At 39.0% G+C, this 15,853-nt stretch carries 12 protein-coding genes and 1 pseudogene; 7 read left to right on the top strand and 6 right to left on the bottom strand.

Annotation, left to right across the window (positions count from 1 at the left end; genetic code table 11):
- Positions 1-40: 40 nt before the first annotated feature.
- From lpdA to ampD, 5 genes and pseudogenes are all read right to left on the bottom strand, one after another.
- Positions 41-1,468 (bottom strand): dihydrolipoyl dehydrogenase, encoded by a 1,428-nt coding sequence (gene lpdA, locus ACYUCW_RS06875; protein ID WP_004244077.1) that lies wholly within the window; start codon positions 1,466-1,468, stop codon positions 41-43.
- Between the two features lie 201 nt (positions 1,469-1,669).
- Positions 1,670-3,541, bottom strand: coding sequence for a pyruvate dehydrogenase complex dihydrolipoyllysine-residue acetyltransferase (gene aceF / locus ACYUCW_RS06870; RefSeq protein WP_004250364.1), 1,872 nt, complete (start codon positions 3,539-3,541; stop codon positions 1,670-1,672).
- Between the two features lie 12 nt (positions 3,542-3,553).
- Entirely contained in the window at positions 3,554-6,220 is a 2,667-nt protein-coding gene (gene aceE / locus ACYUCW_RS06865) for a pyruvate dehydrogenase (acetyl-transferring), homodimeric type (protein WP_460408308.1), read from the bottom strand.
- Between the two features lie 163 nt (positions 6,221-6,383).
- A pseudogene (gene pdhR / locus ACYUCW_RS06860) lies at positions 6,384-7,153 on the bottom strand (pyruvate dehydrogenase complex transcriptional repressor PdhR).
- 326 nt (positions 7,154-7,479) lie between these two features.
- Entirely contained in the window at positions 7,480-8,022 is a 543-nt protein-coding gene (ampD, locus tag ACYUCW_RS06855) for a 1,6-anhydro-N-acetylmuramyl-L-alanine amidase AmpD (RefSeq protein WP_004248546.1), read from the bottom strand.
- Positions 8,023-8,232: 210 nt separating this feature from the next.
- Between ampD and ppdD the strand changes: the two genes are divergently transcribed.
- The 6 genes from ppdD to yacG all read left to right on the top strand — a co-directional run bounded on the left by ppdD (position 8,233) and on the right by yacG (position 12,990).
- Positions 8,233-8,676 (top strand): prepilin peptidase-dependent pilin, encoded by a 444-nt coding sequence (ppdD, locus tag ACYUCW_RS06850; protein ID WP_004244084.1) that lies wholly within the window; start codon positions 8,233-8,235, stop codon positions 8,674-8,676.
- Positions 8,677-8,775: 99 nt separating this feature from the next.
- Positions 8,776-9,879 carry an ATPase, T2SS/T4P/T4SS family gene (locus ACYUCW_RS06845; RefSeq protein ID WP_004250359.1) on the top strand — a complete coding sequence of 368 codons (1,104 nt, stop codon included), beginning with the start codon at positions 8,776-8,778 and terminating at the stop codon, positions 9,877-9,879.
- Positions 9,876-11,075: a type II secretion system F family protein gene (locus ACYUCW_RS06840; protein WP_460408307.1), complete on the top strand. Its 1,200-nt coding sequence runs from the start codon at positions 9,876-9,878 to the stop codon at positions 11,073-11,075. Before ACYUCW_RS06845 ends, ACYUCW_RS06840 begins: the two co-directional genes overlap by 4 nt.
- A gap of 277 nt (positions 11,076-11,352) precedes the next feature.
- Entirely contained in the window at positions 11,353-11,967 is a 615-nt protein-coding gene (gene coaE / locus ACYUCW_RS06835; RefSeq protein WP_004244087.1) for a dephospho-CoA kinase, read from the top strand.
- Positions 11,968-11,969: 2 nt separating this feature from the next.
- A complete protein-coding gene (gene zapD / locus ACYUCW_RS06830; protein WP_163748236.1) occupies positions 11,970-12,722 on the top strand; it encodes a cell division protein ZapD in 753 nt (250 codons plus the stop codon).
- Positions 12,723-12,774: 52 nt separating this feature from the next.
- Entirely contained in the window at positions 12,775-12,990 is a 216-nt protein-coding gene (gene yacG, locus ACYUCW_RS06825; protein WP_004244091.1) for a DNA gyrase inhibitor YacG, read from the top strand.
- A gap of 52 nt (positions 12,991-13,042) precedes the next feature.
- On the opposite strand, the gene mutT is transcribed toward yacG, so the two are convergent.
- The gene (gene mutT / locus ACYUCW_RS06820; RefSeq protein WP_053867599.1) at positions 13,043-13,414 is read right to left on the bottom strand and encodes an 8-oxo-dGTP diphosphatase MutT; all 372 of its coding nucleotides are present in this window, start codon (positions 13,412-13,414) and stop codon (positions 13,043-13,045) included.
- A 720-nt stretch (positions 13,415-14,134) separates the two neighbouring features.
- Between mutT and hpmB the strand changes: the two genes are divergently transcribed.
- Positions 14,135-15,820 carry a hemolysin secretion/activation protein HpmB gene (gene hpmB, locus ACYUCW_RS06815; protein WP_460408306.1) on the top strand — a complete coding sequence of 562 codons (1,686 nt, stop codon included), beginning with the start codon at positions 14,135-14,137 and terminating at the stop codon, positions 15,818-15,820.
- Positions 15,821-15,853 lie beyond the last annotated feature (33 nt).

Below are 15,853 nucleotides of genomic sequence, written 5' to 3'. Positions count from 1 at the left end.
GCTCTTAACATTTACACTTTGTCTTGATTATAAAATCAACTTATTTTTTCTTTTTCGCTTTTGGATTTGGCAGGTCAGTGATGCTACCTTCAAATACTTCCGCAGCCATACCGATTGATTCGTATAGCGTTGGGTGAGCGTGGATGGTTAATGCGATATCTTCAGCATCACAACCCATTTCAATAGCTAGACCAATTTCACCTAACAGTTCACCACCGTTAGAGCCGACAATTGCCCCACCGATAACACGGTTGGTTTCTTTGTCAAAAATCAGTTTAGTCATACCATCTGCACAGTCTGATGCAATTGCACGACCAGATGCTGCCCAAGGGAAAGTTGCTACTTCATAGCTAACACCTTTCTCTTTCGCTTCTTTTTCAGTCATACCAACCCATGCAACTTCTGGCTCAGTATAAGCGATTGATGGAATAACTTTAGGATCAAAGTAATGTTTCTTACCAGAGATAACTTCCGCAGCAACGTGACCTTCATGAACACCTTTGTGTGCCAGCATTGGTTGACCAACAATATCACCAATAGCAAAGATGTGAGGTACATTAGTACGCATTTGTTTATCAACATGGATAAAGCCACGATCATCAACTTCAATACCAGCTTTACCTGCGTCTAATAATTTACCATTTGGTACACGACCGATAGCAACTAATACAGCATCATAACGTTGAGGCTCAGCAGGTGCTTTTTTGCCTTCCATTGTGACATAGATACCATCTTCTTTTGCTTCAACGGCGGTCACTTTGGTTTCTAGCATCAGATTGAATTTTTTGCTGATACGTTTAGTAAAGACTTTAACTACGTCTTTATCTGCCGCTGGGATAACTTGGTCGAACATTTCAACCACGTCAATTTGTGAACCCAACGCATGATAAACGGTACCCATTTCCAAACCGATGATCCCACCACCCATGACCAGTAAACGCTCTGGTACTGTTTTCAGTTGTAGTGCATCTGTTGAATCCCACACACGTGGATCTTCATGTGGAATAAAAGGTAATTCGATTGGACGAGAGCCTGCGGCAACGATAGCATTTTCGAAAGTGATTGTTGTTGTACCTTCACTACCTTCAACAGACAATGTATGTGAGCCTGTGAATCGAGCTTCGCCGTTAACAACATTTACTTTACGGCCTTTAGCCATGCCAGCTAAGCCACCGGTTAACTGAGAAATAACTTTGTCTTTCCAGATGCGAATTTTGTCGATATCTGTTTTCGGTGCATCAAAAACGACACCGTGTTCAGATAATGCTTTCGCTTCTTCGATTACTTTAGCAACGTGGAGTAACGCTTTAGAAGGGATACACCCCACGTTCAGACAAACACCACCTAATGTAGAGTGACGTTCAACTAAAACTGTATCTAAACCTAAGTCAGCGCAACGGAACGCCGCGGAATAACCCGCAGGGCCTGCACCGAGAACCACTACCTGTGCTTTAATTTCAGTACTCATCGTGACCTCATTATTTATTTGTCCGGCGAGTCAGACGATAATCCATATTTAACACCGAGACTTACATACCGCATGCAGTTTACAGAAATGTTAATAAACTGAAAAGCGCTCTAACATGACAGATCTCACAACCTAGAATGTATGACTGCAAAATCTGTCACGGCAATCAGAGAAACCGGCGCTTAGCACCGGTTTAGATGATTACATTACCAAACGACGTAAATCGCTCATGTACTGATTAATCAGAGTGATAAATCGAGCACCGTCAGCACCATCAATCACACGGTGATCGAAAGATAATGACATTGGTAACATTAAGCGTGGTACGAACTCTTTACCGTTCCAGACTGGTTTCATCGAAGAACGAGACAGTCCCATAATCGCAACTTCTGGCGCATTAACGATTGGTGCAAAACCGGTAGTACCGATACCACCAAGGCTAGAAATAGTGAAGCATCCGCCTTGCATATCAGATGCAGTCAGTTTACCTGCACGAGCTTTCTTAGAAACTTCTGCTAATTCATAAGAGAGCTCTAAGATGCCTTTTTTGTTTACATCTTTAAAGACAGGTACAACTAAACCGTTAGGTGTATCTACGGCGATACCGATATTGATGTATTTTTTCAGGATCAGTTTCTGTCCATCTTCTGAAATTGAGCTGTTAAAGCGAGGCATATCAGCCAGTGCTTTAGCCGCAGCTTTCATCACGAAGACTAATGGCGTGATCTTAACATCCAGTTTTTTCTTCTCAGCTTCTTTATTTTGCTGTTTACGGAATTCTTCAACCTCAGTGATATCTGCTTCATCAAACAGGTTAACATGAGGGATCATTACCCAGTTACGGCTTAAGTTAGCGCCAGAGATTTTCTGGATACGGCTTAGTTCAACTTCTTCAATTTCACCAAATTTACTGAAGTCAACTTTCGGCCAAGGCAACATACCTGGTAATCCACCACCGGCATTAGCAGGTGCAGATTCAGCACGTTTAATTAACTCTTTCACATAAGACTGAACGTCTTCACGTAAGATACGTCCTTTACGACCTGTTCCTTTAACTTTCGCTAAGTTCACACCGAATTCACGTGCTAAACGGCGGATAACAGGTGTTGCATGGACATAAGCTTCGTTTTCAACAAATTCTTCTTTTGCTGCTGGTGCAGAAGCAGGCGCTTTTGCTGGAGCAGAAGGTGCTGGTGCTGCTGATGTAGACGCTGCAGGCGCTGCTGGCGCTTGTGCTGCTGGTGCGGCACCGGCAACTTCAAAGGTCATGATCAGTGAGCCTGTTTTCACTTTATCACCGACAGCAATTTTGATCTCTTTTACTACACCGGCAAAAGGTGCTGGAACTTCCATAGAAGCTTTATCACCTTCAACCGTGATCAGAGATTGCTCTTCAGCAATGGTATCACCCACTTTCACCATCACTTCGGTGACTTCAACTTCATCACCACCGATATCTGGCACATTAACATCTTTAATAGCAGAGGCTGCTGGTGCTGATGCTGCAGGAGCCGGAGCTGATGCAGAAGGTGCTGGCGCGCTACCTGCTACTTCAAATACCATGATAAGAGAGCCTGTGCTCACTTTATCACCGACAGCAATTTTGATCTCTTTTACTACGCCAGCAAAAGGTGCAGGGACTTCCATTGAAGCCTTGTCACCTTCAACCGTGATCAGAGATTGCTCTTCTGCAATGGTATCACCTACATTGACCATCACCTCGGTGACTTCAACTTCATCACCACCGATATCTGGTACATGAACTTCTTTCAGTTCGCTCGCAGCAGGTGCGGCAGCAGAAGGCGCAGGAGCGGCTTCTTGAGCGGGTGCCTGAGCACCCTCTTCAGTATCAAAGATCATGATAAGAGAGCCAGTTTCGACTTTGTCGCCCACGGCAATTTTGATCTCTTTAACAATACCCGCTTGTGGTGATGGCACTTCCATAGACGCTTTATCGCCTTCTACGGTGATCAAGGATTGTTCTTCCTCAATACGATCACCGACTTTCACCATCACTTCGGTGACTTCAACTTCATCTGCACCGATATCAGGGACTTTAATTTCAATAGACATTCACTTTACCTCTTACGCCAGACGTGGGTTTACTTTTTCAGGGTTGATGTTGTATTTTTTGATTGCTTCTTCAACAACCTTCACATCAATCTCACCACGTTTAGCTAATTCGCCTAATGCAGCAACAATCACATAAGAAGTATCAACTTCAAAGTGGTGACGCAGATTTTCACGGCTATCTGAACGACCGAAACCATCTGTACCTAAGACACGATAGTCGTCAGCTGGCACATAAGTGCGAACTTGTTCTGCAAACAGTTTCATATAGTCTGTTGAAGCAACAGCTGGTGCATCATTCATGATTTGAGCAATGTATGGTACACGAGGCTCTTCTGATGGATGTAGCATGTTCCAACGTTCACAATCTTGACCATCACGAGCCAATTCAGTGAATGATGTTACACTGTACACATCGGAACCAATACCATATTCAGTTGACAGAATTTGTGCCGCTTCACGTACGTGACGTAAAATAGAGCCAGAACCCAGTAACTGAACTTTACCTTTCGCGCCTTCCAGAGATTCCAGTTTATAGATACCTTTACGGATACCCTCTTCTGCTCCAGCTGGCATTGCTGGCATATGATAGTTTTCGTTTAACGTTGTGATGTAGTAATAAACGTTTTCTTGTTTATCACCATACATACGCTCTAAACCATCTTGCATAATGACAGCAACTTCATACGCGAAGGCCGGATCGTAAGAGATACAGTTAGGAATAGTCAGTGATTGAATATGGCTATGACCATCTTCGTGTTGTAAACCTTCACCGTTTAGCGTTGTACGACCTGAAGTACCACCAATTAAGAAACCGCGTGCTTGTTGGTCACCCGCAGCCCAACATAGGTCACCAATACGTTGGAAACCAAACATTGAGTAGTAGATATAGAATGGGATCATTGGCAAGTTGTTAGTGCTGTAAGATGTTGCAGCCGCTAACCAAGATGCACCCGCACCCAGTTCGTTAATACCTTCTTGCAGGATCTGACCTTTAACGTCTTCTTTATAGTAAGCAACTTGCTCACGATCTTGAGGCGTATATTGCTGGCCATTCGGGCTGTAGATACCGATTTGACGGAACAGACCTTCCATACCAAAAGTACGTGCTTCATCAGCAATAATAGGGACTAAACGATCTTTAATAGATTTGTTTTTCAACATTACGTTCAACGCACGAACGAATGCGATAGTAGTAGAAATCTCTTTAGATTGTTCTTCTAATAACTGGCTGAAATCTTCCAGTGTAGGAATTTCTAATTTTTCATCAAAACGAGTACGACGAGCAGGTAAGTAACCTTCTAGTTCCTGACGGCGAGCATGCAGATATTTGTACTCTTCTGAATCTTTATCAAAAGTGATATAAGGCAGTTCTGCTACTTTCTTATCGCTAACAGGGATATTGAAACGATCACGGAAATGTTTCACACCGTCCATGTTCATTTTTTTCACTTGGTGAGCGATGTTTTTACCTTCTGCCGTTTCACCCATACCATAACCTTTGATGGTCTGAGCTAAAATAACGGTTGGTTTATCTTTGGTTTCTTTGGCTTTTTGGAATGCCGCAAAAACTTTCTTCGGATCGTGACCACCACGGTTTAACGCCCAAATTTCGTCATCAGTCATATCTTTAACTAATGCGGCAGTTTCTGGGTAACGATTGAAGAAATGCTCACGAACATAAGCACCGTCGCGAGATTTGAAAGTCTGGTAGTCACCATCCAGTGTTTCATTCATTAACTGGATCAGTTTACCGGAAGTGTCTTTACGTAGTAGTGCATCCCAACGGTCGCCCCACATCACTTTGATCACGTTCCAGCCAGCACCGGCGAAGATACCTTCTAATTCGTTAACAATTTTGCCGTTACCTGTAACTGGGCCATCAAGACGCTGTAAGTTACAGTTAACCACGAAGCACAGGTTATCTAATTTTTCGCGTACAGCGATAGTGATAGCACCTTTAGATTCTGGCTCGTCCATTTCACCATCACCTAAGAACGCATAAACACGTTGCTTAGTGGTATCTTTTAAGCCACGGTGATCTAAATATTTCAAGAATTTTGCTTGATAAATCGCAGATAGTGGCCCCAAGCCCATTGAAACGGTTGGGAACTGCCAGAATTCAGGCATTAATTTAGGGTGTGGATAAGAGGATAAACCTTTACCACCAATTTCTTGACGGAAGTTATTTAATTGCTCTTCAGTCAGACGCCCTTCTAAGAATGCACGTGCGTAGATCCCCGGAGAGATATGACCTTGGAAGTAAACTAAGTCACCGCCATCATTGTCATTATGAGCACGGAAGAAGTGGTTAAAGCAAACTTCATATAAAGTTGCAGAAGACTGGTATGACGCCATGTGCCCGCCGAGTTCCAAATCTTTTTTGGACGCGCGCAGAACCATCATTACTGCGTTCCAGCGAATAGCAGAACGGATACGACGTTCCAATTCCAGATTGCCAGGGTAAGCGGGTTCATCTTCAACAGGAATAGTATTGATATAATCACTGTGTACAGAGCCACCTAAAGCAATATCAAGACCGCCATTACGGGCTTGTTTTAATACCTGATCAATCAGGAACTGTGCACGCTCAACACCTTCTTCACGGATGACCGAGTCGATCGCTTGTAACCAATCGCGAGTTTCGATCGGATCCACGTCATTTTTCAGCATATCTGACATGGTGTATTCCTTATCTGTTATCTGTTTCTAATGGTTATAGGAGCCTATCTTCCCGTGATACCACGGGGATATGACGGGAAGATAGGCCCTGCTGTTATTACCGCTACCCCTGAATATTGCAGGGAGATAGGTAGTACAGACTCAGCGGTCAGGATCTGTGCTACTAAAATAAATCAGGATGTTGTTGGAGCCGGCGCAAAGAACGCTCACGACGAGTATGTTCACGACTCATATCCAACAAAACATCTTCAATAAAGGCCAGATGGCGGTGTGAAGCTTCACGGGCTGCTTCTGGCTCTCTATTAATAATCGCCTGATAAATCTGTGTGCGATGCTCACTTACAGCAGTTAACATCTCTTTACGTGTATAAAGAAACTCAAAATTTTGTCGGATATTCTGCTCAAGCATTGGCACCATACACCTTAATAAGTGTAGCAAAACGACATTATGAGCAGCTTCCGTAACGATTAATTGGTATTGCAATACCGCATCCGACTCCGCTGCGATATCCCCTTTATCATGAGCATCAATAATGCGAGCATGACTGGCTTTAATACGCTCAAGATCATCATCAGTACCGCGTAATGCAGCATAATAAGCCGCAATACCTTCAAGGGCATGGCGTGTTTCTAACAGATCAAATTGAGATTCTGGATGCCCACTGAGGAGTTGAGCGAGAGGATCGCTAAAGCTTTGCCAAAGGTTATCTTGCACAAAGGTTCCACCACCTTGGCGGCGTAATAAAAAACCTTTTGCTTCCAATTTTTGGATTGCTTCACGCAATGAAGGACACGATACATCAAATTGCTTTGCCAGCTCACGTTCAGGCAGGAGTTTTCCCCCGGACGTAGGGTGCCTTCTAAAATAAGATGCTCAAGTTGTTGTTCTATCACATCAGAAAGCTTTGGTTGGCGGATCTTTGTGTAAGCCATATTGCTAGAAGCCATTATTGGATAACTATTACCTTGGTTATTGAAATGTCAATTGGTAATACCAATTTAATGTAATGGATAATAAAGTAACAAAGTATTTACTAACTGTCCATACAGTTGTTGAGCGAAATCATAAAAACCTGCAAATTTTAACAAATTATTTGATAAATTCATCAAATTTGATAACTAGATCGCATTATTAGAAAAGATTAAAAACACTATTTTTTAACATTGATTAAACACATAAACAGTCACACTGAAGCGTGACAGCATTCATATATTGATTATCAATGCAAAAATATCAATTATTAATGCATTTTGTTGTGTTATTTTGCTAATAGTGCTCGGTAATATGACCAATTAAAATGAGGTCCTGGATCTGTTTTCCGACCAGGTGCGACATCACTATGTCCGGTAATATTTTCTTTAATGCCCGGATAGTGTTCAATAAGTTGCTGAGTGAGTGTCGATAATTGCTGATATTGCTGCGGCGTAAAGTCACACTCATCGGTTCCTTCTAGCTCAATACCAATCGAGAAATCATTGCATTTCTCTCGCCCTTTATAGAAGGAAACCCCGGCATGCCACGCTCGTGCCGTAAAAGGCACATATTGCACAATTTCACCATCACGGCGAATTAAACAGTGCGCAGAAACACGCAGGTGCGCAATCTCATTAAAAAAAGGATGATCATCAACAGCAAGCGTATTGGTAAACAGTTGATCAATATAAGGTCCACCGAATTGCCCAGGAGGAAGACTGATATTGTGGATAATCAACAATGAAGGGATTTCACCTTCAGGTCTATTGTCATAATTTGGCGATGGAACGAGCTTTACTCCCGTTAGCCAGCCTTGCTTAATCTCCACAACACCCCTCTTTTTTCTACATTTAAAATCATATTAGCTATTTTTATTAATAATATCCGCCAATTAATGCGAACTTGCTCTCAATAATAGTGGTTAATTTTGTATCACGCCTTTTTCTTTTCGATATTTTACTCAATTCTTAGCTTCTCTATTCGCCAATAAAACGCTTTTTTCTCATACTTCAACAGGTTATTTATCAAGGAGAGAAAAATGAATACATTAAATTATCACTCAACAGAGAATGGATTCACGCTAATGGAATTGATGATTGTGATTGCCATTATCTCAATTTTAAGCTCAGTGGCGATCCCTGCTTATCATGGTTATATCCAAAAGGCCGCCTTAACTGATGTATTACAAACCCTGTCGCCTTATCGTTCTGCAGTGGAACTTTGTCACTATGAACATCAATATAACCAATGCCATGCTGATGCCAGTTTTATGCCTCAACAATTTCGTAGTCGATACCTTACTGATATTCATGTTGCCAATGGCGTTATTAGTGCAAAAGGTAAGGCTCAACTAGAAGGGCTAACCATCGTAATGACTCCTGCAACAAACAGTAAAGAGACACTTCCCCATTGGCAAATTAACTGCACATCAACTAACACCGCGTTACAAACGCTATGCCATAAGGTTTTTAAATCTCATTAAACCAATCTAACGACAACCTCAACCAAGGTGGAAAAGCCAATAGGCTCTGTTTCTAGCCCTTACCATCCATAAATCATTTATCGTAAAAAAAGAGCTTTCATGAATAATACTATCCATACAGCAACAGAGTTTATTGAGCAATTGTTACGTCACAGCCTTGCTCAACGTGTTTCTGATCTTCATTTAGAGCCACAACAAAATAGCCTGAGAATTCGCGCGAGAATTGATAATCATCTAGTGTTATTTTCTCCCCCTGACAATCAATTAGCTAACGAGATCCTGACACGTTTAAAAATCCTCGCGAATATTAATATTGCCGAAAAACGCCTACCACAAGATGGTCAATTTAATTGGTCTTACCAGAAAAACAATTATTCAATACGTGTTGCGACACTTCCTACTTTATATGGAGAAAAAATAGTTTTACGGCTCATGAATAATCTGCAACAGCCACAATTAGCACAGTTAGGTTTTCAAACAATTCACCTAACACTATTAAAAAAATATCTTACTCAACCTCAGGGAATGATTTTAGTCACCGGCCCCACAGGGAGTGGTAAAACTTTAACACTCTATAGTTGTTTACAATATTTAAATAAAGATAATCGTAATATTAATAGTATTGAAGATCCTATTGAGTTACCTCTCCATGGCATTAATCAAACACAAATAACAGAAAAAGCTGGTATTACTTTTGCAACAATATTACGGGCACTATTACGCCAAGATCCCGATGTTATTATGATAGGTGAAATACGTGATCAACAAACAGCAGAAATAGCAATAAAAGCGGCACAAACAGGCCACCTAGTTTTATCAACACTGCATACTAACTCTACCCAAGCAACACTCGCCCGTTTGGCTAATTTAGGCATCGCAAAAGATTTAATCGACTCTTGTGTAAAATTAATTATTTCTCAACGTTTAGTTCGTTGCTTATGTAGCAACTGTAAATACCCATCACCTGAACAGAAAAATTTCATTATTAATAATCAACAAATTATATTACCCAATTGGCAAGCAACAGGTTGTCAATTTTGTTATTCCGGCTACAAAGGCAGAACAGCTATTTATGATTGTTTTGAACTTGCCAAGCAATCACTCCCCTCACCTTACGCACTATTTAACTCAGGTATTGAACTGATAAAAAAGGGGATCACGTCTTTAGATGAAGTTTATCAAGTAGTCGGAGATATTGAATGAAATTACATTTTATCTATCGCTATAATGCATTAACTTATCAAGGAAAATGGCTAAGTGGCAACGTTGTCGCTCAATCTAAACATGAAGTTATTGATCAACTTATTCAACAACAAAAATTACCAGTAAAAATTCGCCTATATAGGGTAATAATCTTTCAAAATAGTGATAAACAATACCGCATTCAACTTCTTGAACAGTTAGCGTTATTACTTCATTCAGGCTTAGCACTTTTGCCCGCATTAACACTGCTTAAAGAAGAATGTCGTTATTTACATTGGCAATGTGTTTTAAATGATATTATTTTTCACCTAAATCAAGGAGGCGCACTATCTAAACAGTTAAGTCGTTATCCACTCTATTTTCCTGCTAATTTAACCCATTTTATTTATATTGGCGAAGAGAGTGGTAAGCTTGATGGAGTTCTCTTATTACAAACAACACAATTAAAAAAACAGCGGGATTTAATAAAAAAAATAATAAAAGCTTTTCAGTATCCTCTATTCTTATTATTAACATTAATCGTTATTACAATATCTATGTTGATCTATGTTTTACCTGAATATCAATCTTTATACAGTGCATTTAATACTGAGCTACCGACACTAACATTAACCTTAATTAGATGTTCTCAATGGTTTTCTCAATATAGTTTAATTATTCTGCTGTTTATATTAATAATTTCTTATAGCTATTACACTATTAAACATCACAATGCTAAATTTCGCGACATTGAACAACGATGTTGGCTTAATCTTCCTTGCTTAGGCATCTTATTAAGATATCACCAGCTACATATTATTTTTCAGATAATGACGATTACACAACAAGCTGGATTACCACTATTACAGGGGTTAAAAATTATTACAGAGCAATTAACGCATTCACTGTATCAACGAGCACTCACTGATATGATAGCGCATATTACTCAAGGAAAATCACTTAGCTCATTTATGCGACATAATCCTCTATTCCCGCCAATCTGTTATCAATTTATCTCTTCAGCAGAAAATTCTGGACAACTACAGTTTTTTTGCCAGCAACTTACCCACTGGTTTTATCATCAATTAGAAGAACGCCTTGATAGTGTAAAAACATGGCTTGAGCCTATTTTAATGACACTGATCGCATTGATTACTGGCACGCTTATTATTGCGATGTATCTTCCGGTGTTACAACTAGGTGATACCATACATTGATGCTAGCAATATCCTAAAGTCATTAACAATGCGTCTAATAATCAAAACATCAGTGATACAATGCATCATCATTACATTTTGATATATTAATAGCCGATTAAGCGAAGATTTAGCCACTTACTGTAAGCTAGGCTGTCAGGGTAGCAGAAAATCGCTTATCATAATAACTGAATAAAACCCAAATATTGCGGTTATTATCTTGTGATAAAAATCAGTTTAAGCTTTAGAATATCGCAATCAACAGTAAATTTTGATTAATTAAAAATAGACGAACGCAATGACTTATACAGTTGCTCTTACAGGTGGTATTGGTAGTGGTAAAACGACCATCGCTAATGGTTTTGCCTCACTCGGCGTCCCTCTTGTGGATGCGGATGTCATTGCACGATTAGTGGTAGAGCCAGATTCGCCGGGATTAAAAGCCTTACAGCAACACTTCGGTGACACAATTTTATTGCCTGATGGCAAGTTAAATAGAGCGCAATTACGTCATATTATTTTTCAAAATCAACAAGAAAAAGCGTGGGTAAACCAGTTACTCCATCCACTTATACAACAAGAGACGCAAAAACAAATTCAACAAATTCGCGCCCCTTATTTTATTTGGGTTGTTCCTTTATTAGTTGAAAATAAACTAACACATTTAGCCGATCGTATTCTTGTGGTTGATGTGACTGAAGAAGAACAAATTACCAGAACTATGCAACGTGATGGTGTAAGCCGAGATCATGTACTCAAAATTTTACAAGCCCAAGCTAAAAGAGAACAACGATTAGCCGTTGCTGATGATATTATTGAAAATCACGATAATAGCTTAAATCAAGATGAACAAATAAAACAACTTCATCAGCATTACTTAGAATTAGCTCAAAAAAGCAATACAGGACAATAGCCATGAGTGAAGAAACCTCAACAATTATTTTTGAACACCCGCTTAATGAGAAAATGCGTTCATGGCTTAGAATTGAAAACTCATTAATTCAATTAAATAGTTTTCAATCTATTAATTCATTATCTTCTGCATTATCTTTTTTTCGTGCCGTTTCAGAATTTATTGAAGTTTTAGATCGCGGAGAGATCCGCGCAGAGCTACTTAAAGAGTTAGAAAAAAGACAAAAAAAACTGCAACAGTGGTTATCCTTTCCTAATGTCGATAAAGAGATTGTCAGTCATATTATTAATGAGTTATCAGAAAGTGCTTGCGCATTAAGTAAAGCACCACGTATTGGACAACATTTAAAACAAGATAAAATCATCAGCTTAGTAAAACAACGCCTCAGTATTCCGGGAGGATGTTGTAGCTTTGATGTCCCTACTTTGCATTTGTGGTTAAATCTTCCTCAAACGGTGCGTACTGAAAAGTTAACTTGTTGGCAGGAAGGGTTATATCCTCTACAAAATGCATTAAATGCCCTATTAACACTTATTCGTCAATCAGATACATTTAAACCGGTATTAAGCCATAATGGTTTTTATCAAGACAGTACGGAAGAAGGTGAATTATTACGGATCAAGCTACTTACCAGCCAGCAAATTTACCCTCAAGTCTCAGGACACAAAAACCGTTATGCTATTCGCTTTTTGCCTCTTGATAGTGAGCATGGCACAATCCCTTCTGAACTACCTTTTGAGATTTCATGTTGTTAATATAGCTTAATATCAACAACAGAAATCATCTCAATTAAATTCAGGAGAGATAATGAGCGAAAAATTAATAGTGAAATGCCCAACATGCCGAACCGAGGTAATATGGGATGAAAGTAGCCCTTATCGTCCTTTTTGTTGTAAGCGTTGCCAGTTAATCGATTTAGGCGAATGGGCGGCTGAAGAGAAGCGAATTCCAAGTCAAAGCGAAAGCAATGACAGCGATGAATGGAGTGAAATGCCAGAGCAAGATCCCAAGCCGTTTAATTAAACGCCCACAGCATACTCATACAGCCACAACAATCATGAAGTGGCTGTATTGATTATTTTTGCAATAAGGCAACAATAGAGCGATTAGCTGGCGGAAAATCTTCAGCATTTAAGGACATAATAGGTACCCAGCGGGAAAGTTGCCCCTCTTTACCGTAAGGTTTATTTTCCCACTCTGTGACTAAAAAGAATGATAATGTAATATGCCTATCAATAAAATCATGCTCTACCGTTTCAAGCAACTGGCATTGCGTCACATTAATACCTATTTCTTCTTGCAATTCACGGTATAATGCCTGCTCTGGCGTCTCTTTATCTTCTAGTTTTCCACCAGGAAACTCCCAATATCCTCCCATATGAGATGTCAAAGGGCGTTGGGTAATAAATACATTATTTTGCTTATCACAAATCACACCTGCAGCAATATGTAGTTTTTTTTATCTATCATAAACAGCCTTATTAGATCATACGTTTCACTGACAAACTTCACCATTATACCGTAGATCCAATAGTATGAGGTTGATTTTCTTTCTTCACTATTCGGCATCTGCTCCCCCCCCTGATGAACGACCCGCAAAAGTTGGACTCTTTTCGTTTAAACTCAATCATCACTATTTATTAAGATAAATAAATAGTAAAAGTATAAATGCTTTTATATTTTATTTATTAAAATGAAATAATTATTCACAGAATGAATATTTTATATAATGAAATAAATAAATCACTGCCAACAAATGAAAAGTCACTTTTAACTTAATTAAATTTTTTCAAAACCGCTCTCAGTATTCTTCTTTTTTCTCTAAAAAACCTATTTTTTGGTTAATTGATTTTTTCTAACTGGTAATTTACATAGCAAAAATCACAACAAATACAATAACAATAAAAATTAAACAAATGATTTTATTTGTAGATAACGCTTATTCTCTCTAACAAAATCATACTGATTATTTTACGTTTATTGATAGTTAATACTAAAAAAAGGGAAAGTTTTACTTAAATCCATCAATTTTAAAAATATATTCAATTAAAGAGTAACTGGTATTTATTATTTTTAATTTCAATATAATAATAAAACATTATTTATTATCTATATATATTAAAGCCCTATTATTATATTTGAATTAATACCTTTATCTCGAGGTAAAATGAAAAAAAAAGTTGTTTTATTAACACTATTAAGCTGTTTTTCTACCAGTGGATTAAGCGCAAATGAAACAGGAAATTTAGGCTCAATCAGTGAATCAAGGCGTGCATTGCAAGATAGCCAACGTGAAATTAATCAATTAATAGAACAAAATCGCTATCAGCAACTGCAAGAAAAAGCGGTAAATATTTCACCTACCCCAACTTTAATTACTGAGTCAGAACATTGTTTGCCTATAAAAGGCGTTTATATTCAAGGTATTACTTTACTTACTGAGAAGGATCTCAATTCATTATCTCCGTTACCAGATCAATGTATTAAGAGTGCTGATATTAATCGCCTCGTAAAAGAACTCACACAGCGTTATCTTCAACATGGTTATATTACCGCACGTATCCAATTTTTACGTCCTAACCAACATGGCGAATTAGGTCTGTATGCTATTGAAGGGTTTGTTGAACGTATTGAAGGAGGTGATCGAGGTGTTAACACCACACTACTATTTCCTCGAATCAAAGGGCAACCATTAAAACTCGCTACACTCGATCAAGGCTTAGATCAAGCTAACCGTTTGCAATCAAATAAAGTCACAGTGGATATTCTTCCCGGTACCGAATTGGGAGGATCTGTCATTAAGTTGTCTAATCAACGAAAATCACCTTGGCATCTCAATATCGCTAGTGACAATTATGGACAGAAAAATTCAGGCCGCTGGTTAATACGAACGAATGCTAGTTTAGATAGCCCATTAGGTTTATCTGATTTTGTAAGCTTAAATGCCAACATAACAACAGATAACCCGAATACCCATTTTAATCGCGCTTATACTTTGCTCTATTCAATTCCTTATGGTGGTTTTACTTTTAGCTCTTTTGGTAGTTATTCGGAGTACCAATTTCACCAAAAATTACAAACACGTACTGTCAGCTTATATGGCGATACCACTCAAGTAGGTATTAGAGGCGATTATGCTTTTAGTCGTAGCCAAAAACAAATTGATACCTTAAATATTCAAGTCACTCATAAACGTATACGCAACTACTTTAGCCAAATTCGTTTAGATCTCAGTAGCCCTAAATTAACCACGATTGAATTAGGGATTAATCATTTGCAGATTATTCCAAATGGCGTATTGAGCACTAATTTAAGTGTTGAAAAAGCGGTCGGCTGGTTTGGCGCAGAGGAAACACCCTATATCGCTAACGGTAATGGTAACGACTATCGCTTTACAAAAGTTAAGCTATTTGCCAATTGGTATCAACGCTTTTCTCTATGGCATTCTACATTTTTATTCAATAGTTCTTTTTTAGGCCAATACAGCCACGACACACTCCCCGGCGTTGAATGGCTAAGTTTAACAGACAAAAACGCCATTCGTGGTTTTGATCAAAGCACACTTTCTGGTGATAACGGTGGCTATTTACGCAATACCCTCTCCTATCCCTATCGACTTAACCACTTTTCTATCACACCTCGTATAGGGATAGATATCGGTCAAGTAAAACAACATGGTAACTACAAAGGATGGCAAGGTGGTTACGGCCTAAGCTCCGGCTTAAATATTCAATATCAACAAGCACAACTCGACCTTGAAGTTGCAAAAGGCGAGTTACTGTATCACCAAACAAATTCCAATAAAACCAAAGATCCTACTCAACTACTGGTTAAATTTTCATACTTATTTTGATCTACATTCATAGCAACAAATGGAGATAACTCT

The organism is Proteus sp. MB838 (assembly GCF_054767435.1).
Note: the sequence above shows the minus strand (reverse complement) of the source record. Positions and strands in the feature narration are given on the sequence as shown.